Source organism: Micromonospora saelicesensis (assembly GCF_900091575.1).
Taxonomy (GTDB): domain Bacteria; phylum Actinomycetota; class Actinomycetes; order Mycobacteriales; family Micromonosporaceae; genus Micromonospora; species Micromonospora saelicesensis.
Window position 1 is genome coordinate 23571 of the sequence record NZ_FMCR01000002.1, and the last position, 18910, is coordinate 42480.

Genomic DNA, 18910 nt, shown 5'->3' on the forward strand with positions numbered 1-18910 from the left:
GGCGGCGGCTAGGTTTCTGGACCATCGTCCAGGCGGGCGCCGTCAGCGGACGGCCCTGGGCTGCCACACGATGGAGGTTCCATGGCAACGGCAACCCCGAAGAGATGGCCTGTCATCGCCGCTGCGGCCGCGCTGTTGGTCGCCGGCGCACCCGCCGTCGTCGCCAGCGCCGGTCCGTCCGGCACCGCCGCCAGCCGACCCGACCGCGCCGAGTGGGCGGGCAGTTGGGCCACCGCTGTCACCCGGGGCAACTCGGTCGGGTTGACAAACACCGGCCTCAACGACCAGAGCGTCCGGATGATCGTGCACGTCTCCGTGGGTGGCCCGGCGCTGCGGGTCCGCCTGAGCAACCTCTACGGCGAGCAGGCGGTCAGTGTCGGCCGCGCCACCGTCGCCCGGCCAAACACCGCGACACCCGACGACCTCTCCGACATCGACGCCGCGTCGGTACGCCCGCTGACCTTCACCGGTGCCACCACGGCGACCATGAACCGGGGCGCCGAACTGCTCAGCGACCCGTTGGCCTTCCCGGTCGCGGACGACAGCGACCTGGTGGTCACTGTGCACTTCCCGACGCCGACCGGCCCGACCACGTTCCACGGGCAGTCCCAGCAGGCCAACTTCATCGGCGCCGGGGATCTGACCGGGGCGGCCGAGGGCACCGGGTTCACCACCCGTCCGACCTGCTGCTGGTTCTTCCTCTCCGGCGTCGACGTGCAGCGCAAGGGCACCCCCGGCGCGCTGGTCGTGCTCAGCGACTCCATCGGTGACGGCAACGGCAGCACCGTCAACGCCAACCGGCGCTGGCCCGACCTGCTCTCCGACCGGCTGCTCGCCGATCGACCGGACAAGCGCACCCCGGGCGTGCTCAACCTGAGCCTGGCCGGCAACCGGCTCAACCACGAGGGCACCGAGCCGGGCGACGGCAACTACCCGGGCTACTACCAGCTCGGCCCGAACGCGGCGGCCCGGCTCAACGAGGACGTGTTCGGCCAGACCGGGGTGCGTACCGTCGTCACCCACCTGGGCATCAACGACATCTGGATGTCGAACGACACACCCGAGGCGATCATCGGCACGCTGCGGCAGATCAACCAGCAGCTCCAGCAGCGCGGGCTGACCAGCCTGGTGGCCACGCTGACGCCGTACGAGGGGCACGGCGCGCCGGGCGTGTGGACGCCGCAGAAGGAGGCCACCCGCCAGGCGGTGAACACGTACCTGCGCGGCAGTCGGGAGTTCGACGGGCTGCTCGACTTCGACCGGGTGCTGCGCGACCCGGCACGTCCCAGCCAGCTGCTGCCCGCGTACGACTCGGGGGACCACATCCACCCGAACGACGCCGGCAACCAGGCACTGGCAGACGCCGTGCCGCTGCGGCTGCTCGACCTGTGACATGGGCCGGGGGCGGCGGGTGATCCCCGCTGCCCCCGGCCGCCGACATCGGCGGGGGAGGAGTTGGCCGTGGACGTGGACGAGATACTCACCGGCCTGTACAGCGAGGAGGGCAGACAGGACCCGTACCCGTGGTACGCGGACCTGCACCGGCTCGGCCCGATCAGCGCGGTGCCGGCGCGCGCCGAGCACCGGACGGTGGCCGCCGTCGCGGTCGGCTACGACCTGGTCGACGGGCTGCTGCGCGATCCGGAATGGACGAAACAGCCGCCGCCGGGCTGGGAGGAGCAGGAGATCCTGCGGACCTTCCAGACCTCGATGATGTTCGTGAACCCGCCCGATCACACCCGGATGCGGCACGTCTTCTCCCGCACCTTCACACCGCGCCGGCTCGGCGCGCTGGAACCGGTGATCCTGCGGGTGGTCGACGAACTGCTGGACCGGATGGCGGACGCCGGGAAGGGCGTCGTCGACTTCGTGGCCGACTTCGCGTACCCGATCCCGGCCCTGGTGATGGCCGAGTTCATCGGCATCCCGGCCGCCGAGTTGCCGTGGTACCGCGAGCGGGTGGAGTGGATCGACGAGTTCCTGGACGTGGCGGGGAAGACCCCGCAGCGGCTGGCCGCGGCCAACACCGCCGCGCGGGAGTTACGGGCCTTCTACCGGGAGCTGCTCGGGCACCGTCGCCGGGTGCCCGGGGACGACCTGCTCAGCGCGTTGGTCGAGGCGCTCGACTCCGGGGAGGTGGAGCTGACCGAGGAGGAGTTGGTCAGCAACCTGATCGTACTGTTCAACGCCAGCTTCGTCACCACGGTCTACATGTTCAGCAACGGGCTGCCGTTACTGCTGGCCCACCCGCAGACCGTCGCGGCGCTGCCCACCGACGCCACGCTGGCGCAGGGCTGCGTCGACGAGGTGCTGCGGTTGGCGAGCCCCGTGCACTTCCTGGCCCGTGCCGCGCCGGCCGACACCGTGCTGCACGGCGTGCCGGTCGCCACTGACGACAACGTGCTGATCATGATCGGGGCGGCCAACCGGGACGCGGCCCGCTTCCCGGCCCCGGACACCTTCGACCCGACCCGTTCCGGCCCCCCGTCGCTGGCCTTCGGGGTGGGCCCGCACTTCTGCCTCGGCGCGGCGGTGTCGCGGTTGGAGGGTCGCCTCGCGCTGCCCCGGCTGTTCGCCCGGTTCCCCGCGCTGAGGGTCACCGAGACGCCGACGTACAGCGGCAGCCTGTTCCTGCGCGGGATCGACACATTGCTGGTCAGCACCGGTGGATAGGAGCGACATGGCAGTGCACCCGGAGGTGGCGGCCTACCGGGCGGCCCGTGCCGCGGCCGGCACCCCGCCGCTGTACGCACAGACCCTGTCCGAGGCGCGCGCCGCGGACCTGGCCGCGATCCGTGCCGGCAGCGGCGCGGTCGAGCCGGTGACCGAGGTACGCGACGAGCGGATCCCCGGCCCCGCCGGGGAGCTACCGCTGCGGGTGTACCGGCCGACCGGGTCGGGTCCGCTGCCCACAGTGCTGTACTTCTTCGGCGGCGGCTGGACGCTCGGCAGCATCGACACCGCCGACGGCATCTGCCGGCGCCTGGCCAACGCCGTGCCCTGTCAGGTGATCACCGTCGGCTACCGCCTCGCCCCGGAGCACCCCTTCCCGGCGGCGGTGCACGACTGCCACGCCGCCACCTCGTGGATCGCCCGGCACGCCCACGAGTTGGGTGTCGACCCGACCCGGCTGGCGGTGGGTGGGGACAGCGCCGGCGGAAACCTGGCCGCCGCGGTCACCCTGCTCAGCCGTACGGACGGGCCGCCGCTCGCCGCGCAGCTGCTGGTCTACCCGAACACCGACCAGAGCGGCGAACCGGCCGGGGACGACGACCCGGCGCTGTTCAACCGCCATTCGGTCGCCTGGTACCGGACGCACTACCTGGCCGACCCGGCGCACGCCAAGGATCCGCTGGCCTCGCCGCTGCTCGCCGACGACCTGTCCGGGTTGCCGCCGGCACTGGTGATCACCGCCGAACTGGATCCCCTGTGCGCCGAGGGGCAGCGGTACGCCGAGCGGCTGCGCGACGCTGGTGTGTCCACCCGGTTGGAGCACCACCCGGGCATGATCCACGGGTTCTTCGCCATGCCGGGCACCTTCACCGACGGTCGGCGCGCGCAGGAGAGCGCTGCGGCCTTCCTCCGTGAGCGTTTCGGGCTGCCGGCCGGGCCGGGCAGGGTGGATGAGCCGGCCGAGCCGGATGCCGCGACAGGCCCGGGGTCGGGCGATGGGTGAGCGGGTGTCGGCCGACGTGCCGGCCGTGTCGCTCGCCGACTACGCCGAACGGGCCCGGGCCGTGCTGCCGCCGGACGTGTGGGACTACCTGGCCGGCGGCAGCGCGGCGGAGGTGACCCTCGCCGCGAACCGTCGCGCGCTGGACCGGGTCGCGGTGCTGCCCCGCGTGCTGCGCGGGGTGGACACCGCCGACCTCGGCACCCACCTGCTCGGCCGCCGGTACGCCATGCCGGTCGGGGTGGCGCCGATGGCGTACCAGCGGCTGGTGCACCCGGACGGGGAGCTGGGTCTGGCGGCGGCGGCCGGCGCGGCCGGGATCCCGTACCTGGCCAGCACGCTGGCCAGCACCCCCATCGAACAGGTCACCGGGGCGGGCGCGGACGTCTGGTTCCAGCTCTACTGGCTGCGCGACCGGGCGCTCGTCCGCGACCTGCTGGACCGGGTCGTCACGGCCGGCTGCCGGGCGCTGGTGGTCACCGTGGACGTCCCGGTGCTCGGCCGCCGTCCCCGGGACCTGCGCAACGCGTTCCGGCTGCCGGCCGAGGTGGTCGCCGCGAACCTCCCCGACGGTCGCGACGCGCTGGCGCACTCCGGTGCCCCCGGGGTGTCCGCCATCGCCGCGCACACCGCCGCGTCGTTCGCGCCGGCGCTGCGCTGGGCGGACCTGGCGTGGCTGCGCGAGCAGGTCGACCTGCCGCTGGTGGTCAAGGGGCTGCTGGACCCGCGCGACGCGACCGAGGCGGTACGAGCCGGCGCGGACGCGGTGGTCGTCTCCAACCACGGCGGGCGGCAACTGGACGGCTCACCGGCGAGCGTCACCATGCTGCCGGAGGTCGTCGACGCGGTCGGGGGCGACTGCCAGGTGCTGCTGGACAGCGGCATCCGGTGCGGCACCGACGTGCTGCGGGCGCTGGCGTTGGGTGCGGCCGGGGTGCTGGTCGGCCGGCCGCTGCTCTGGGCCCTCGCCGCCGGTGGCGAACCGGCCGCCCGGGACGCGTTGGGGCTGCTCGTCGCCGAGCTGACCGACGCGCTCACCCTGGCCGGTTGCGCCGATGTGCCGTCGGCCGGCGAGCTGCGCACCCTCGGGATGGGCTGAGGGATGAGCGTCGCCGAACCGGCCGACCTGACCGTCGCCGACCTGCACCCCGCGCTGGGCGATCCGGCGCTGACATCGATGAACTTCCTCAACGAGGTGTCCGAGCGTTACCCGGCGGCGGTGTCCCTCGCGGCCGGCCGGCCGTACGAGGAGTTCTTCGACCTCGCGGCGGTGCACCGGCACCTGGACACCTTCCACCGGCACCTCGTCGACGACCTGGGGCACCGACCCGAGCAGGCCCGGCGGCTGCTGCTCCAGTACGGCCGGACCAAGGGCATCGTGCACCACCTGATCGCCCGCAACCTCGCGGTCGACGAGGGGATCACCGTCGACCCGGAGGACGTGGTGGTGACCGTCGGCTGCCAGGAGGCCATGTTCCTGGTGCTGCGGGCGTTGCGGGCCGGGCCGGCGGATGTGCTGCTCGCGGTCGCCCCGACCTACGTCGGCCTGACCGGGGCGGCCCGGCTGGTGGACCTGCCGGTGTGGCCGGTCGCCGGCGGGTCGGCCGGGGTCGATCTGGCGGACCTGGCCGCCCAGGTGCACCGGGCGCGGGCGGCGGGGCTGCGGCCGCGCGCCTGCTACCTGATGCCGGACTTCGCCAACCCCTCCGGGGTCAGCATCGACAGCGCCCACCGGCAACGGTTGCTGGACCTGGCGACGCAGGAGGATCTGCTGCTGCTGGAGGACAACCCGTACGGTCTGTTCCACAGCGACGACGGGCCGCGCCCGCCCACCCTGAAGGCGTTGGACACCGGCCGGCGCGTCGTCTACCTCGGCTCGTTCGCCAAGACCGTGCTCCCCGGCGCGCGGGTCGGGTACGTCGTCGCGGATCAGCGGGTGGCCGGCCCGGGCGGCCGGGTCGGTCCGCTCGCCGACCAACTCGCCATGATCAAGAGCATGGTCACTGTGAACACGTCGCCCATTGCGCAGGCGGTGATCGGGGGGCGGCTGCTGGAGCACGGATGCAGCCTGGTGGCCGCGAACACCCGGGAGCGGTCCGCGTACACCCGGAATCTGCGCCACCTGGTGGCCGGCCTCGCCCGGCGCTTTCCGGCTCTGCCCGACCAGCCCGATCTGCCGGACCGGCCCGCGGTGCGGTGGACGGTGCCGGCCGGCGGGTTCTTCGTGGTGGTGACCGTGCCGTTCCCGGTCGACGACGCGCTGCTGGACCGCTCGGGGCGCGACTACGGGGTGCTGTGGACGCCGATGGCGCACTTCTACGACGACACAGCGCCGGTCCACGCGTTGCGGTTGTCGGTCAGCGCGGTCACACCGGAGCAGATCGACGTCGGGCTGGATCGCCTCGCGGCGCTGATCACCGACGAGGTGACTCGCCGGGCGGGTTGACACACCGCGTTCATCGGATGGCAATGCGCGACGACCCGCGTGCCGCCGTCCTGGTTGGACGGTCATAATAAGCCGCATGGTTGCCTGGGAGTACGCCCTGCTCGTCCGCCGCTATCAGGGACAGGGCCGCAATTTTCACGTCTCGTTCGTCTGGTACGCCCCGGACGGGTCACGCAAGGACATCACCGCCTACGGCGACACCGCCATCGCGCACCTCAACCGCGCCGGCCGGGAGGGGTGGGAGCTGGTCTCCGCCGCCGAGGACGTCAACAACGTCCAGGGCAGCACCGAGGTCCACCGCTACCACCTGAAGCGCCCGATGGCCTGAGGGTTGCCCGCTGCGACGGCCCCGCCGCCGCGGCACTCACCTCAGTGAGCGATATACCTCTGGGTCATAACTATGACTCAGAGGTATATCGCTGGTTGGAGCAAGTGCCACGAGCGACGTTGCCGTCAGTGGCGTCGCCGTTCAGCTCAGGTCGATGCCGGGGTAGAGGGGGTACGTGGCCAGCAGGTCGGTGGCCTGGCGGGCGATCTTGTCGGCCAGGCCGGCGTCCAGCGTGTACTTGGCCTTCGACGGGGTGCCGTCGGCGTTGGCACCGGCGGTGGTCTGGGTCAGCACGGTGTGGATCAGCTCGGCGGTCTGGTCCATCTCGGCGGTGCCCAGGCCCCGGGTGGTCAGCGCCGGGGTGCCGACCCGGATGCCGGACGTGTACCAGGCGCCGTTCGGGTCCTGCGGGACCGAGTTGCGGTTGGTGACGATGCCCGAGTCGAGGAGGGCCTGCTCGGCCTGCCGGCCGGTGAGGCCGTAGCCGGACACGTCGATCAGCACCAGGTGGTTGTCGGTGCCGCCGGTGACCAGCGTCGCGCCCCGGCTCAGCAGCCCCTCGGCGAGCGCCTGCGCGTTGTCGACGATCCGCTGGGCGTAGTCGGCGAAGTCGGGCCGGCGGGCCTCGGCGAGTGCGACCGCCTTGGCGGCCATCACGTGCGGCAGCGGACCGCCGAGCACCATCGGGCAGCCCCGGTCCACCTGGTCGGCCAGCTCCGGCTGGCAGAGCACCATGCCGCCGCGCGGGCCGCGCAACGACTTGTGCGTGGTGGTCGTGACGATGTGCGCGTGCGGCACCGGGTCGAAGTCGCCGGTGAACACCTTGCCGGCCACCAGGCCCGCGAAGTGCGCCATGTCGACCATGAAGGTGGCGCCGACCGAGTCGGCGATCTCGCGCAGGATCCGGAAGTTCACCTTCCGGGGGTACGCCGAGTAGCCGCCCACCAGGATCAGCGGCTTGAACTCGCGGGCGGCCTCGGCCACCCGGTCGTAGTCGATCAGGCCGGTCGTCGGGTCGGTGCCGTAGCTGCGCTGGTCGAACATCTTGCCGGAGATGTTCGGCCGGAAACCGTGGGTGAGGTGACCGCCGGCGTCCAGCGACATGCCGAGCATCCGCTGGTTGCCCAGCTCGCGGCGCAGCGCGAACCAGTCGGCCTCGGTGAGGTCGTTGACCTGGCGGACCTGGGCCTTCTTCAGGGCGGGGGACTCCACCCGGTCGGCCAGCACGGCCCAGAAGGCGACCAGGTTGGCGTCGATGCCCGAGTGCGGCTGCACGTACGCGTGGGCGGCGCCGAACAGCTCCCGGGCGTGCTCGGCGGCGAGCGCCTCGACGGTGTCGACGTTCTGGCAGCCGGCGTAGAAGCGGCGGCCGACGGTGCCCTCGGCGTACTTGTCGCTGAACCAGTTGCCCATGGCCAGCAGGGTCGCCGGGGAGGCGTAGTTCTCGCTGGCGATCAGCTTGAGCGACTCCCGCTGGTCGGTCAGCTCGGCGCCGATGGCGTCGGCGACCCGCGGCTCGACAGCCCGGATCACCTCAAGGGCACTCCGGAATGCGGTGGATTCGGCGTTGCGGGACATGCGACCTCCAACAGACGTGCGGGAAGGCCCAGGCGCTCGGCAAACGTCCACGTGACGAGGCCGCTCCCCGATGGTTCTCCATCCCCACGCGCCAGTAACGGCCCGGGAGGATCCTACCGGGCCGGAACCGGCCGTTCGGGCCGCCCTCCGGGAGGCGACCCCGCCGACGTGATTGGGCGATGCGTCGCGGGGCACACGGTAGGTGACCACCGCACCGTCACGGGTGCGGCCAGGGTTCGCACAGAAGGAGTCGAGAACATGACCACACCCACCTCCGACCGGCCGCTCGCCCTGGTGACCGGGGCCTCCAGCGGGATCGGGTACGAGCTGGCGGCGCAGTTCGTCGAGCACGGCTTCGACCTGGTCATCGCGGCCGAGGACGACGGCATCGAGACGGCCGCGCAGAAGCTGCGCCGCGACGGCGGCCCGCAGATCTGGTCGGTCCGCGTCGACCTGGCCCGCGAGCAGGGCGTGACGGAACTGGTGGCCGCCGTCACCGCGACCGGACGACCGCTGGACGCGCTGGCGCTCAACGCCGGTCGGGGCGCCGGTGGCGCCTTCGTCGGCGGCACCGACCTCGCCGACGAGTTGGAGATCGTCGACCTCAACGTGCGCTCGACGGTGCACCTGGCGAAGCGGCTGCTGCCCGGGATGGTCGAGCGGGGCACGGGCCGGGTCCTCTTCACCTCGTCGATCGCCTCCACCATGCCGGGGCCGTTCCAGGCGGTCTACAACGCGTCGAAGTCGTTCGTGCAGTCCTTCGCCGAGGCGCTGCGCAACGAGCTGAAGGACACCGGCGTCACGGTGACCTCGCTGATGCCCGGGCCGACCGACACGGAGTTCTTCGACCGGGCCGACATGGAGGACACCCGGGTGGGCTCGGGCAGGAAGGACGACCCGGCGAAGGTCGCCGAGCAGGGCTTCGAGGCGATGATGAGGGGTGATCAGACGATCACCGCCGGCTCGCTGATGAACAAGGTGCAGACCGCCGCCGGCAAGATCATTCCGGACAAGCTCAAGTCCGAGCAGCACCGCCGGATGGCCGAGCCGGGATCGGGCAGCTGACCCGTGGTGCACGACGAAGGGCCCGGCATGGTGCCGGGCCCTTCGGTGTGAGCGGGTGCCTCAGGCCGTCACCGCATCGAGCGCCTTCTTGATCGCCTTCGGCGCGGTGGGGGTACGCGGCGCGTCCGCGCGCAGCGCGATCATCTTCTCGCCGATCTCCTGGAGCTGCTTGCGGCCCAGCGCGTCGCGGACCTTGGGGAACCACTCCTGCTCTTCCTCCTCGACGTGGTGGGTGACGTTCTCGATCAGCACCGTCGTCTTGGCGTTGAACCGCTCGTCGTCGGCGTTCATGCTGGCCAGCTCGGCGCAGAGCACATCGGCGACGTGGTGTTCCTCGTACGACTCGAGGATGTCGTCCTCCAGGTCGGGCAGCAGCCGGCGGACCTCCGGATACATCACCTCGTTCTCCAGGTAGGTGTGCACGGTCAGTGCCTCCAGGATCTGGTCCACCAACTTCTGCCGTTGGCTCGCCGGCCCCTCCTCGGCGTCCTGGAAGGCCTTGAACAGGCGACGCATTTCCTTGTGGTCCTCTTTGAGCAGGACGATGGCATCGGTCGACACCGGTATGACCTCCCTGAAAAGTCTCGGCTGGTGGGGTTCCGGTACCCCGACGCCGAAATGCGGAAACAGGTGAAACCGCCTCAGACCATCGCCAGGGTGCGGGGGATCTCGTCGAGCAACTCCCGAGCCAGAAAGCCGATCCGGCCGTAGCGGGGGATCAGCCGCTGCCCGCTCACCGAGTGCGCGAACGAGCCCCAGCAGGCCGCCTGCGCGGGGTCGGCACCCCGCGACAGCAGGCCCGCCAGCAACCCGGCGAGCACGTCCCCGCTGCCGGAGGTGCCCAACCCGGCGTCGCCGCTCTCCTCCCGCCAGCCCCGACCGTCCGGGGCGGCCACGTGCCCGTACAGCGACACGACCGCCTCGTACCGCGCGGCCAACTCGGCCGCCTCAGCGTCCAGGTCGTCACCCGGCTCCCGTCCGAGCAGGTGCCCGGCCTCGGTGACGTTGGGGGTGAGCACCACGGGCCGACCCGAGCCGACCAGCAGGTCCGGTGCGTGGCTGAGCGCACCGAGGGCGTACGCGTCGAGCACCAGCGACGTGTCCGGACGGGCCGCCTCCAGAACCAGGCTCAGCAGGCGGTTGGTCTCGTCGATCGCCTTCAGACCGGGGCCGACCGCCACCACGTCGGCCTGCGCGACCAGGTCGCCGAGCTGGCCGTCCCGGTCGGCGGCCACCGCGCCGTCGGTGGTCTCCGGCAGACCGATCACCAGCGCCTCGGGCACCTGGATGCTCAGCGCGGCGGCGGTGGACTCGGCGGCGGCGAGCTGGAGCACCCCGGCACCGGCGCGCAACGCGGCCACCCCGGCGAGCAGCACCGCGCCCGGCGTGAAGCGGGAACCGCCGACCACCAGCACCGTTCCCCGGCTCTCCTTTCCACCGACCGGCACCGGCAGCGCCCAGTCCCGCAGCAACGCCGGGGTGATCACCTTCACCTCAGACCGGCTCGGCATGGATCTCGTCCTCCCTGGTCGGCTGGGCGCCCTGCTGACGCAGGTGCGCGACGTCGTTGAAGGCGGTGAGGGCCAGGCGGTCGTCGCCGTCCGCCGACCACTCGGTGATCGAACAGTTGGCGATGACGTCCTGCCGGGTGAGCGCCATCAGCTCGTCCTCGGTCAATCCCTCCACCAGATAGCGAAGCAGGAAGACCAGCGCGTCGTGGCCGAAGAGCAGCACCCGGCAACCCTCGTGGTCGCGGCGCAGGTCGCCCAGCAGCGTCCGCAGCCGCAACGCCACGTCCGTCCAGGACTCCCCACCCGGCGGCCGGTAGTAGAACTTGCCCAACCGCTCCCGGCGGTCGGCCTCGTCCGGGTAGCGCTGGCGCACCCCGTGCCCGGTCAGCCCGTCGAGGATGCCCAGCTCCCGGTCGCGCAGCCGCTCGTCGCGGTGGACGGGGATGTCGGTGCCGGCCAGCGCCAGCCGCGAGGTCTGCACCGCGCGCAGGTACGGCGAGACCACCGCCACGTCGGGGCGCCTCGCGTCCGGCAGCTCGGCCAGCCAACGGCCGGTCGCCCGAGCCTGCTCCTCTCCGGTCGCGGAGAGTGGCACGTCGGCGTCGCGGTGGGTGAGGTCGATCAGCTCCGCGCCCGACGCCTCGGCGTGCGTCGCCGCGACGTTCGCGGTGCTCTCGCCGTGTCGGACGATCCAGAGGGTTGCCAGTTCCGCCATGCGGCCCCCCTACCCGGGCACCGCCGACGGTAACCGTGTCCGGTCGGCGTCGCGCCACCCCCACCGTAGAAGGGATTGACATAACTAAATCGCCAGCCACAGTTGTCGGCTTCGGGGCAGCGCCACGACGGTTCGATGCGGAACAATGTGGGCAGGGCGACTGGTGGGGATGTGTCGACGATGACTATCGTGCGAGGTCTGCGGGAAGCCCTTCTGTTGTTCGTGATCGCCGGGGTGCTGGTCGCGGTCGCGGCAGGGATCTGGGTGGCGGTCGCCGGCGGCGAGTACACCACCCGGCTGGGCATCGCGTTGATAGTGGTAGGCGGGCTCCTCGGTGTGACGGGTGACCTGACGATGAGTCGGATCGGCATGCTCGGCCCGCGCGCCATCTTCGGCGCCGCAGGGGAGCGCGAGACTGCCGGCGGCGGGCGGGTGCTCACCGGGGTCGGCATCTTCCTCTTCGTCGGGCTGCCACTGATCGTGGTCGGCGTGCTGCTGATCGACTGATCGAGCGCGGCGACCTCACCGTCGACGGGCAGCTCCACCGGCGCCGCGCCGCACCAGTGTCCGCTCGGTGACCGTGGAGCGCGCCTGCGCGTCGTACCCTCGGTGGCGTGGCCACGGCGGCGGAGGAGATCCAGGTGGGGGAGCGGCTGGTCCGCGTCTCGAGCCCCGACAAGCCGTACTTTCCCGAGCGTGGGCTGACCAAGCTGGACGTGGTCCGCTACTTCCTGGCGGTGGGTGACGGCATCCTGCGCGCGCTGCGGGATCGGCCGACCATGCTGGAACGCTGGCCGCGCGGTGTGTTCGAGGGCGCGACGATCGCCACCCGGCAGACCAACCGGGGCGACGCGTTCTACCAGAAGCGGCTGCCGGCCGGCGCGCCCGAGTGGGTGCGGACCGCGCACATCACCTTCCCCAGTGGCCGTACGGCAGACGAGGTCGCGCCGAGCGAGTTGGCAGTGGTCATCTGGGCGGCCAACCTGGGCACCCTGCGGTTCCACCCGTGGCCGGTCACGGCCGCCGACGTGGAACGCCCCGACCAGCTGCGCATCGACCTGGACCCGATGCCCGGCGTCGGCTTCGAGCAGGTAGTGCCGGTGGCGCACGAGGTGCGGGCGTTCCTGGCCGAGCTGGGCATGACCGGCTACCCGAAGACCACCGGCGGTCGAGGGCTGCACGTCTACCTGTCGATCGAGCCGCGGTGGAGCTTCGGTGACTGCCGTCGGGCGGTGCTCGCGCTGGGCCGGGAGATGCAGCGCCGGCTGCCGGACCTGGTCACCACCACCTGGTGGCGCGAGCAACGGGACCGGCCGGTCTTCGTCGACTACAACCAGATGGCCCGCGACCACACGGTGACCTCGGCGTACTCGATCCGGCCGACGCCGGCCGCGCTGGTCTCCGCGCCGCTGGACTGGTCGGAGCTGGACCAGGTCCGACCGGAGGACTTCGACGTGCTCAGCATGCCGGCCCGGTTCGCCGAGCGCGGCGACCCGCACGCCGGCCTGGACGGTGACCGGCACTCGCTGGAACCACTGCTGGAGCTGGCCGACCGCGACGGGCTGGAGGCCCCGCCGGAGCGCTGAGCCCGGCGGTCACGCCCAGGGGCTGCCGAGCCCGTCGAACTCCTCGAAGACCAGCCAGGTGCGGGTGGACAGCACCCCGGGAATGCTCTGCACCCGGCCCAGCACCACGTCGCGCAGCGCGGCGTTGTCCGGGGCGCGCACCAACGCGAGCACGTCGTGGTCACCGCCGAGCAGCGCGGCATGCTCGATGTAGCGCACCCGGGCCAGCTCGGCCGACACCTCCCGCCAGGTGTTCTGCTCGATGGTCAGGGCGATGTACGCCGAGGTGCCCAGTCCGGCCGCCTCGGGCGCCACCTGGGCCCGGAACCCGGTGATCACCCCGTCGCGCAGCAACCGCTCCACCCGCGCGTACGCGTTGGTGCGGGAGATGTGGATCCGTTCGGCGAGGGTGCGCACCGACGTCCGACCGTCGCGGACCAGCTCGTCGAGGATCCGCCGGTCGACCTCGTCCAGGGCTCGGGCCGATCGTCCCGTTCCCGCGCCCCGGCTCGCTTCGTCGGCGGTCTCCTGGCTCACTGATGGGTCCTCCGCATGCCAACCGTCCCGCCTTCTGTGTCGATCTTGAGTCAATCATCCACAAGCGGAAGCATAGGCTCACCACACGTCCCAGGAGGTTCCGCCGTGACGACCACTCCCCAGGCGGTCCGCAGGGCATCCCCGCGCACCCGTCGAACGGTCACCCCGCCCGACCCGGCGCGCTCGTTGCTGCCAGACGCCGAGCCGGTCCGCCTGCTCGCCGAGAACGGCACGCCGCTGCCCGCCCGCGCCGACTACCCCGAACCACCCGCCGAGGTGCTGCGCGAGCTGTACCGCCGGATGGTGCTCGGCCGCCGCTTCGACACCCAGGCGACCGCCCTGACCAAGCAGGGCCGGCTCGCCGTCTACCCGTCCTCTCGGGGCCAGGAGGCGTGCCAGGTCGGCGCGGTCCTCGCGGTCCGCGACACCGACTGGGTCTTCCCCACGTACCGCGAGTCGATGGCGCTGGTTGCCCGAGGCATCGACCCGGTCGAGGTGCTCACCCTGCTGCGCGGCGACTGGCACTGCGGCTACGACCCGACCGAGGTACACACCGCACCGCAGTGCACGCCCCTCGCCACCCAGTGCGTGCACGCCGCCGGGCTGGCGCACGGCGAGGCGTACCAGGGTCGCGACACCGTGGCGCTGGCCTTCATCGGCGACGGCGCCACCAGCGAGGGTGACTTCCACGAGGGGATCAACTTCGCCGCCGTGTTCAAGGCGCCGGTGGTCTTCTTCGTGCAGAACAACAAGTACGCCATCAGCGTCCCGCTGTCGCGGCAGACCGCCGCGCCGTCGCTGGCCTACAAGGGCGTCGGCTACGGCGTACCCAGCGAGCAGGTCGACGGCAACGACCCGGTCGCGGTGCTCGCCGTGCTCACCCGCGCGGTCGCCCACGCCCGGGCCGGCAAGGGACCGTTCCTGGTCGAGGCGCACACCTACCGGATGGAGCCGCACACCAACGCCGACGACGCCACTCGCTACCGCGACGGCGCCGAGGTCGACGCCTGGCGCGACCGGGACCCGGTCGCCCGGCTGGAGACCTACCTGCGCGCCCGCGGCGTGCTCGACGACGCGGCGGTCGCGGAGATCGCCGAGCAGGCCGAGGCGTACGCGGCGGAGCTGCGGACCCGGATGAACGAGCAGCCCACTGTCGACCCGCTGAGCCTCTTCGACCACGTCTACGCCGAGCCCACCCCGCAACTGATCGAACAGCGTGAGCAGGTCCGCGCCGAGCTGGCCGCCGCCCACGCCGAGGAGGGTGACGCCTGATGGCCACCACCATGGCGAAGGCGCTCAACACCGCGCTCGCCGACGCGCTCGCCGCCGACGACCGGGTCGTCGTCTTCGGTGAGGACGTCGGCGCGCTCGGCGGCGTCTTCCGGATCACCGACGGCCTCCAGGCCCGCTTCGGCGAGAACCGCTGCTTCGACACCCCCCTCGCCGAGGCCGGCATCGTCGGCTTCGCCGTCGGTATGGCCATGTCCGGCCTGCGCCCGGTGGTCGAGATGCAGTTCGACGCGTTCGCGTACCCGGCCTTCGAGCAGATCGCCTCGCACGTGGCGAAGCTGCGCAACCGCACCCGGGGCGCGCTGAGCGTGCCGATCGTCATCCGCGTGCCGTACGCGGGCGGGATCGGCGGGGTCGAGCACCACTGCGACTCGTCCGAGGCGTACTACGCGCACACCCCCGGGCTGAAGGTGGTCACCCCGGCGACCGTCGACGACGCGTACTCGCTGCTGCGCGAGGCGATCGAGGACCCCGACCCGGTGGTCTTCATGGAGCCCAAGAAGCTCTACTTCGCCAGCGCCGAGGCGTCTCTGCCGACCCGCAACGAGCCGTTCGGCCGGGCCGTCGTGCGCCGGCCCGGACGCGACGCCACCCTGGTGGCGTACGGGCCGGCGGTGCCGGTCGCGTTGGAGGCCGCCGAGGCAGCCCGGGAGGAGGGGTGGGACCTTGAGGTCGTCGACGTGCGGACCATCGTGCCGTTCGACGACGAGACCATCACCGCCTCGGTCCGGCGTACCGGCCGGTGCGTGGTGATCCAGGAGGCGCCCGGCTTCGCGGGCGTCGGCGCGGAGATCGCCGCCCGGGTGCAGGAGCGCTGCTTCCACGCGCTGCACGCCCCGGTGCTGCGGGTCGCCGGACTGGACATCCCGTACCCGGCGCCGATGCTGGAGCACACCCACCTGCCCGGCGTGGACCGGGTGCTCGACGCGGTGGCCCGCCTCCAGTGGGACGACCAGCCGGACGCGCGTTGGGCGGCGGCATGACCACCGTCGAACGGACGCAGGTCTTCCTCCTGCCCGACCTGGGCGAGGGGCTGAGCGAGGCCGAGATCGTCGAGTGGCGGGTCGCCGTGGGTGACGTGGTCACCGTCGACCAGAGCGTGGTCGAGGTGGAGACCGCCAAGGCCGTCGTCGACGTGCCCTGCCCGTACGCCGGGCGGGTGGTCACCCTGCACGGCGCGGCCGGCGAGGTACGCCCGGTCGGCCAGCCGTTGATCACCATCGCGCCGCTGGACGGGGGGGACGAGCCCGCCGGGCACGCCACCTACCGCGAGGAGGAGCGCGCCGGCTCGGGCAACGTGCTGATCGGGTACGGCACCGGCCACGGCACCGCCACCCGCCGTCGGCGCCGGCCCCGCCTGGCGGTGGCCCCCGAACCGGCCGACGTCGGCCCGATCGGGGTGGCTGCCGGTGCCGCTTCCGGCGACCCGGCGCCGCCTACCGCCGCCCTGGTCATCTCGCCGATCGTGCGGCGGCTGGCCCGCGAGCACGGCGTCGACCTCGACACGGTGCGAGGCACCGGACCCGGGGGCGTGATCCGCCGCGCCGACGTGGAGGCCGCGCTGACCGCGCCCGCCGCCCGGCTCGCCGCCGTGCCGGACCCGCAGGTCGGGTCGGCCCCGGTCGGGGACGGTGACGTGATCGTCCCGCTGACCGGCGTCCGCAAGGTGATCGCCGACAAGCTCTCCCGCAGCCGGCGGGAGATCCCGGAGGTGACCATCTGGGTCGACGTGGACGCCACCGGGCTGCTGGAGACCCGCGCCGCGATCAACGCCGCGACGCCCGACGCGCCGGTGAGCATCCTGGCCCTGCTGGCCCGGATCTGCCTCAGCGGGCTGCGCCGGTTCCCGCAGCTCAACTCCCGGGTCGACACCGAGGCGCAGCGCATCGTCCAGTCCGCCGCGGTGCACCTCGGCATCGCCGCGCAGACCGACCGGGGGCTCCTGGTGCCGGTGCTGCGCGACGCCCAGCGGCTCACCACCGCCGAGCTGGCCGCCGAACTGGCGGCGACGACCGCCGCCGCGCGGGCCGGCAGCCTGCCTCCGGCCCGGCTGACCGGTGGCACCTTCACGCTGAACAACTACGGGGTGTTCGGCGTCGACGGCTCCACGCCGATCATCAACCACCCCGAGGCGGCCCTGCTCGGGGTGGGGCGGATCGTGGACAAGCCGTGGGTGGTCGACGGGCAGCTCGCCGTCCGCAAGGTGACCCAGCTCAGCCTCACCTTCGACCACCGGGTCTGCGACGGCGGGGTGGCCGGCGGCTTCCTGCGGCACGTCGCCGACTGCGTGGAGCGACCGGCGCTGCTCATCGCCGCCGTCTGACGCGTACCCCCTCGGCCCCGGCGCTGCCCGTGTGGCGCCGGGGCCGGCGCACGTCCGGGGTTCCCCGGCGGTGTCATCCGGCCAGGGTTTCCCGGCGGCGTCACCGGGAAGTCGGCCCCGCCGGAGCGCACCGAACGCGTCGAAGGGAGCCCGCCCGTGGCCGTGGCGAACGAGCTGCTACTGAACTCGGTCCGGGTACGACGGCCCGCCTCAGCCGGCGCGCCGCTGTACTGCGACGCGCTGGAGTACGGGCTGACCGGTGACGGCGCGACCAACGACCAGCCGGCGTTGGCCGCCCTCGTGGACCGCCTCGGCGCCGGCTACGCCTCGGACGGACGGGCCCGGGTCATCTACTGCCCGCCGGGCATCTACTCGATCCGGGACGCGGGCACGGTGTGGCGCAGCGGTGTGTCACTGATCGGGGCCGGCCCGGCGGCGACCCGGTTCATGCTCAGCAACGAGGGCAACCGGGCCGACCCCACCCCGTTGGCGTTCTGGACCACAGTGCAGCACGGCGCCGACCGGGACCGGCACATCGCCGACTGCACCTTCTCCGACTTCCAGATCGACGGCTCCGGCGTCGCCATGGCCGAGTACAACTACCTGGCCAAGGGCCTCGGCCTCCAGTACGTGGTGCGGGGCGTGTTCCGCAACCTCTACATCCACCACACCGCGGCCACCGGGCTGGGCTGCGACTTCCTCCAGGACTCCCTGATCGACGGCGTGGTGGTGGTCGGCTGTGGCCGACTGGACAACGGCGAGCAGATGGGCGGCGCCGGAATCGGGATCGGCATCGGCGGCTGGGGAGCGGTGGAGCGGCTGACCATCGCCAACTGCACCGCCCTGGCCAACGGCACCAACGGGATCTTCCTGGAACTGCAGAAGGACTACTGGGAACCGCCCCGCGGTTACCGCATCGTCGGCTGCCACAGTCAGGGCAACCGCTTCGGCATCTCCGACTGGGGCGCCGACGGTCTGATCGTCTCGGCCTGCACGATGACCGGCAACCTGGAGGCCGGGTTCGACGTGTCGTCGCAGGGCACCTCGTCCGTGGCCGGCCGGGGTGGGCTGCTCACCGACTGCGTCATCGACGGCAACCTGCGCGACGGGGTCAGCATCGGCAACAGCCCCGGCCCGTACACCGTCCGGGGCAACCGGATCAGCGGCAACGGCCGGCACGGCTACCACTCCCACGACCTCGGGCGCGGCTACCGGGGCTCGGTGCGGGACGTGGTGATCGAGAGCAACGAGTTCTGGGGCAACGGCCTCGACGCGATCCGCATCGACCACCAGATGACCGACGCGGTGCTGCTGAACAACCGGATCCGCAACAACGGACGGCAGTACGGCGAGGGCACCGGCGGTACCGGCGACGCCGTCCACTACAGCGAGCGGTGCCTGGTGGACCGGTCGGCCAACTGGCCGCACGACGGGCACCGGGGCAAGGTCCTACGGGTCGGAAAGGCCGTGGCCACGGTGGCCTCCAACACCGGCGACGAACTCACCCTCGCCCCGGTCCGCCCGGACGCGTTCAGCGCGTGGAGCGGGGACGTGCCACCGCCGGGATGCGGGTACGAACTGGCCGCCGCGCCGAAGCTGCGGGCCGGCATCACCATCGACGCGCCGTTCGACTCGGCCACCATCCGGGGAAATCGGGTCTGGGACAACCACGACAACCCGACCCAGACGCACGGGCTGTGGATCACCGAGCGGGGCAGTTGCGTTGACTGCCGGGTCGAGGACAACGACCTGGCCGGCAACGCCGACGAGGGGATGCGACTGGACACCCCGCCGGTGGGCGGACGGTGGCGCGACAACCACGTGGACAGCGACTGGAGCTGACCGGCCGCCGTCTGGACGTCCCGGCGATGGTGCCGGC

Annotated in this window: 18 protein-coding genes and 1 riboswitch; of the genes, 13 read left to right on the plus strand and 5 right to left on the minus strand. The window is 72.4% G+C overall.

All coding sequences use genetic code 11. The features are described from left to right. Nucleotides 1–114 precede the first annotated feature (114 nt). The 6 genes from GA0070561_RS07985 to GA0070561_RS08010 all read left to right on the plus strand — a co-directional run bounded on the left by GA0070561_RS07985 (nt 115) and on the right by GA0070561_RS08010 (nt 6447). Nucleotides 115–1392 carry an SGNH/GDSL hydrolase family protein gene (locus GA0070561_RS07985; RefSeq protein WP_091400021.1) on the plus strand — a complete coding sequence of 426 codons (1278 nt, stop codon included), beginning with the start codon at nt 115–117 and terminating at the stop codon, nt 1390–1392. Nucleotides 1393–1461: 69 nt separating this feature from the next. After that, nucleotides 1462–2673 carry a cytochrome P450 gene (locus GA0070561_RS07990; RefSeq protein WP_091397670.1) on the plus strand — a complete coding sequence of 404 codons (1212 nt, stop codon included), beginning with the start codon at nt 1462–1464 and terminating at the stop codon, nt 2671–2673. Between the two features lie 7 nt (nt 2674–2680). Further along, nucleotides 2681–3676 carry an alpha/beta hydrolase gene (locus tag GA0070561_RS07995; RefSeq protein WP_091397673.1) on the plus strand — a complete coding sequence of 332 codons (996 nt, stop codon included), beginning with the start codon at nt 2681–2683 and terminating at the stop codon, nt 3674–3676. Beyond that, nucleotides 3669–4772: an alpha-hydroxy acid oxidase gene (locus tag GA0070561_RS08000; protein WP_091400023.1), complete on the plus strand. Its 1104-nt coding sequence runs from the start codon at nt 3669–3671 to the stop codon at nt 4770–4772. Before GA0070561_RS07995 ends, GA0070561_RS08000 begins: the two co-directional genes overlap by 8 nt. A 3-nt stretch (nt 4773–4775) precedes the next feature. After that, complete coding sequence (locus GA0070561_RS08005; protein ID WP_091397677.1) at nt 4776–6119, plus strand: aminotransferase-like domain-containing protein; 1344 nt, start codon at nt 4776–4778, stop codon at nt 6117–6119. A 67-nt stretch (nt 6120–6186) separates the two neighbouring features. Then, complete coding sequence (locus tag GA0070561_RS08010) at nt 6187–6447, plus strand: hypothetical protein (protein ID WP_091397680.1); 261 nt, start codon at nt 6187–6189, stop codon at nt 6445–6447. A gap of 141 nt (nt 6448–6588) precedes the next feature. On the opposite strand, the gene GA0070561_RS08015 is transcribed toward GA0070561_RS08010, so the two are convergent. Further along, complete coding sequence (locus GA0070561_RS08015) at nt 6589–8025, minus strand: glycine hydroxymethyltransferase (protein WP_091397682.1); 1437 nt, start codon at nt 8023–8025, stop codon at nt 6589–6591. A 19-nt stretch (nt 8026–8044) separates the two neighbouring features. After that, a riboswitch (ZMP/ZTP riboswitch) is annotated at nt 8045–8134 on the minus strand. 149 nt (nt 8135–8283) lie between these two features. On the opposite strand from GA0070561_RS08015, the gene GA0070561_RS08020 reads away from it, so the two are divergent. Next, a complete protein-coding gene (locus GA0070561_RS08020; protein ID WP_091397685.1) occupies nt 8284–9090 on the plus strand; it encodes an SDR family NAD(P)-dependent oxidoreductase in 807 nt (268 codons plus the stop codon). A gap of 60 nt (nt 9091–9150) precedes the next feature. On the opposite strand, the gene GA0070561_RS08025 is transcribed toward GA0070561_RS08020, so the two are convergent. From GA0070561_RS08025 to GA0070561_RS08035, 3 genes are all read right to left on the minus strand, one after another. Continuing rightward, nucleotides 9151–9651 carry a hemerythrin domain-containing protein gene (locus GA0070561_RS08025; protein ID WP_091397687.1) on the minus strand — a complete coding sequence of 167 codons (501 nt, stop codon included), beginning with the start codon at nt 9649–9651 and terminating at the stop codon, nt 9151–9153. Between the two features lie 80 nt (nt 9652–9731). Next, nucleotides 9732–10601, minus strand: coding sequence for an NAD(P)H-hydrate dehydratase (locus GA0070561_RS08030; RefSeq protein ID WP_091397691.1), 870 nt, complete (start codon nt 10599–10601; stop codon nt 9732–9734). After that, nucleotides 10585–11316 carry a histidine phosphatase family protein gene (locus tag GA0070561_RS08035; RefSeq protein WP_091397693.1) on the minus strand — a complete coding sequence of 244 codons (732 nt, stop codon included), beginning with the start codon at nt 11314–11316 and terminating at the stop codon, nt 10585–10587. The genes GA0070561_RS08030 and GA0070561_RS08035 overlap by 17 nt, the downstream gene beginning before the upstream one ends. A gap of 180 nt (nt 11317–11496) precedes the next feature. On the opposite strand from GA0070561_RS08035, the gene GA0070561_RS08040 reads away from it, so the two are divergent. Together GA0070561_RS08040 and GA0070561_RS08045 are read left to right on the plus strand one after the other, a co-directional pair. Next, complete coding sequence (locus GA0070561_RS08040) at nt 11497–11823, plus strand: hypothetical protein (RefSeq protein ID WP_091397696.1); 327 nt, start codon at nt 11497–11499, stop codon at nt 11821–11823. A gap of 107 nt (nt 11824–11930) precedes the next feature. Continuing rightward, complete coding sequence (locus tag GA0070561_RS08045; RefSeq protein WP_091397700.1) at nt 11931–12902, plus strand: DNA polymerase domain-containing protein; 972 nt, start codon at nt 11931–11933, stop codon at nt 12900–12902. Between the two features lie 9 nt (nt 12903–12911). On the opposite strand, the gene GA0070561_RS08050 is transcribed toward GA0070561_RS08045, so the two are convergent. Beyond that, nucleotides 12912–13418, minus strand: coding sequence for an Lrp/AsnC family transcriptional regulator (locus GA0070561_RS08050; RefSeq protein WP_091397703.1), 507 nt, complete (start codon nt 13416–13418; stop codon nt 12912–12914). Nucleotides 13419–13523: 105 nt separating this feature from the next. Between GA0070561_RS08050 and pdhA the strand changes: the two genes are divergently transcribed. The 4 genes from pdhA (at nt 13524) to GA0070561_RS08070 (ending at nt 18873) form a co-directional block, all read left to right on the plus strand. Beyond that, the gene (gene pdhA / locus GA0070561_RS08055; RefSeq protein WP_373861509.1) at nt 13524–14690 is read left to right on the plus strand and encodes a pyruvate dehydrogenase (acetyl-transferring) E1 component subunit alpha; all 1167 of its coding nucleotides are present in this window, start codon (nt 13524–13526) and stop codon (nt 14688–14690) included. Next, complete coding sequence (locus GA0070561_RS08060; protein ID WP_181539337.1) at nt 14687–15691, plus strand: alpha-ketoacid dehydrogenase subunit beta; 1005 nt, start codon at nt 14687–14689, stop codon at nt 15689–15691. The genes pdhA and GA0070561_RS08060 overlap by 4 nt, the downstream gene beginning before the upstream one ends. Then, the gene (locus tag GA0070561_RS08065) at nt 15688–17031 is read left to right on the plus strand and encodes a dihydrolipoamide acetyltransferase family protein (protein WP_425255890.1); all 1344 of its coding nucleotides are present in this window, start codon (nt 15688–15690) and stop codon (nt 17029–17031) included. The genes GA0070561_RS08060 and GA0070561_RS08065 overlap by 4 nt, the downstream gene beginning before the upstream one ends. Before the next feature lie 162 nt (nt 17032–17193). Then, complete coding sequence (locus GA0070561_RS08070; RefSeq protein WP_091400026.1) at nt 17194–18873, plus strand: right-handed parallel beta-helix repeat-containing protein; 1680 nt, start codon at nt 17194–17196, stop codon at nt 18871–18873. Nucleotides 18874–18910 lie beyond the last annotated feature (37 nt).

Bases quoted from the DNA above. Each gene is read 5' to 3' on its own strand.
- GA0070561_RS07995 (WP_091397673.1), top strand. From the start codon at position 2,681: ATGGCAGTGCACCCGGAGGTGGCGGCCTACCGGGCGGCCCGTGCCGCG.
- GA0070561_RS08000 (WP_091400023.1), top strand. From the start codon at position 3,669: ATGGGTGAGCGGGTGTCGGCCGACGTGCCGGCCGTGTCGCTCGCCGAC.
- GA0070561_RS08005 (WP_091397677.1), top strand. From the start codon at position 4,776: ATGAGCGTCGCCGAACCGGCCGACCTGACCGTCGCCGACCTGCACCCC.
- GA0070561_RS08015 (WP_091397682.1), bottom strand. From the start codon at position 8,025: ATGTCCCGCAACGCCGAATCCACCGCATTCCGGAGTGCCCTTGAGGTG.
- GA0070561_RS08020 (WP_091397685.1), top strand. From the start codon at position 8,284: ATGACCACACCCACCTCCGACCGGCCGCTCGCCCTGGTGACCGGGGCC.
- GA0070561_RS08030 (WP_091397691.1), bottom strand. From the start codon at position 10,601: ATGCCGAGCCGGTCTGAGGTGAAGGTGATCACCCCGGCGTTGCTGCGG.
- GA0070561_RS08035 (WP_091397693.1), bottom strand. From the start codon at position 11,316: ATGGCGGAACTGGCAACCCTCTGGATCGTCCGACACGGCGAGAGCACC.
- GA0070561_RS08040 (WP_091397696.1), top strand. From the start codon at position 11,497: ATGACTATCGTGCGAGGTCTGCGGGAAGCCCTTCTGTTGTTCGTGATC.
- GA0070561_RS08065 (WP_425255890.1), top strand. From the start codon at position 15,688: ATGACCACCGTCGAACGGACGCAGGTCTTCCTCCTGCCCGACCTGGGC.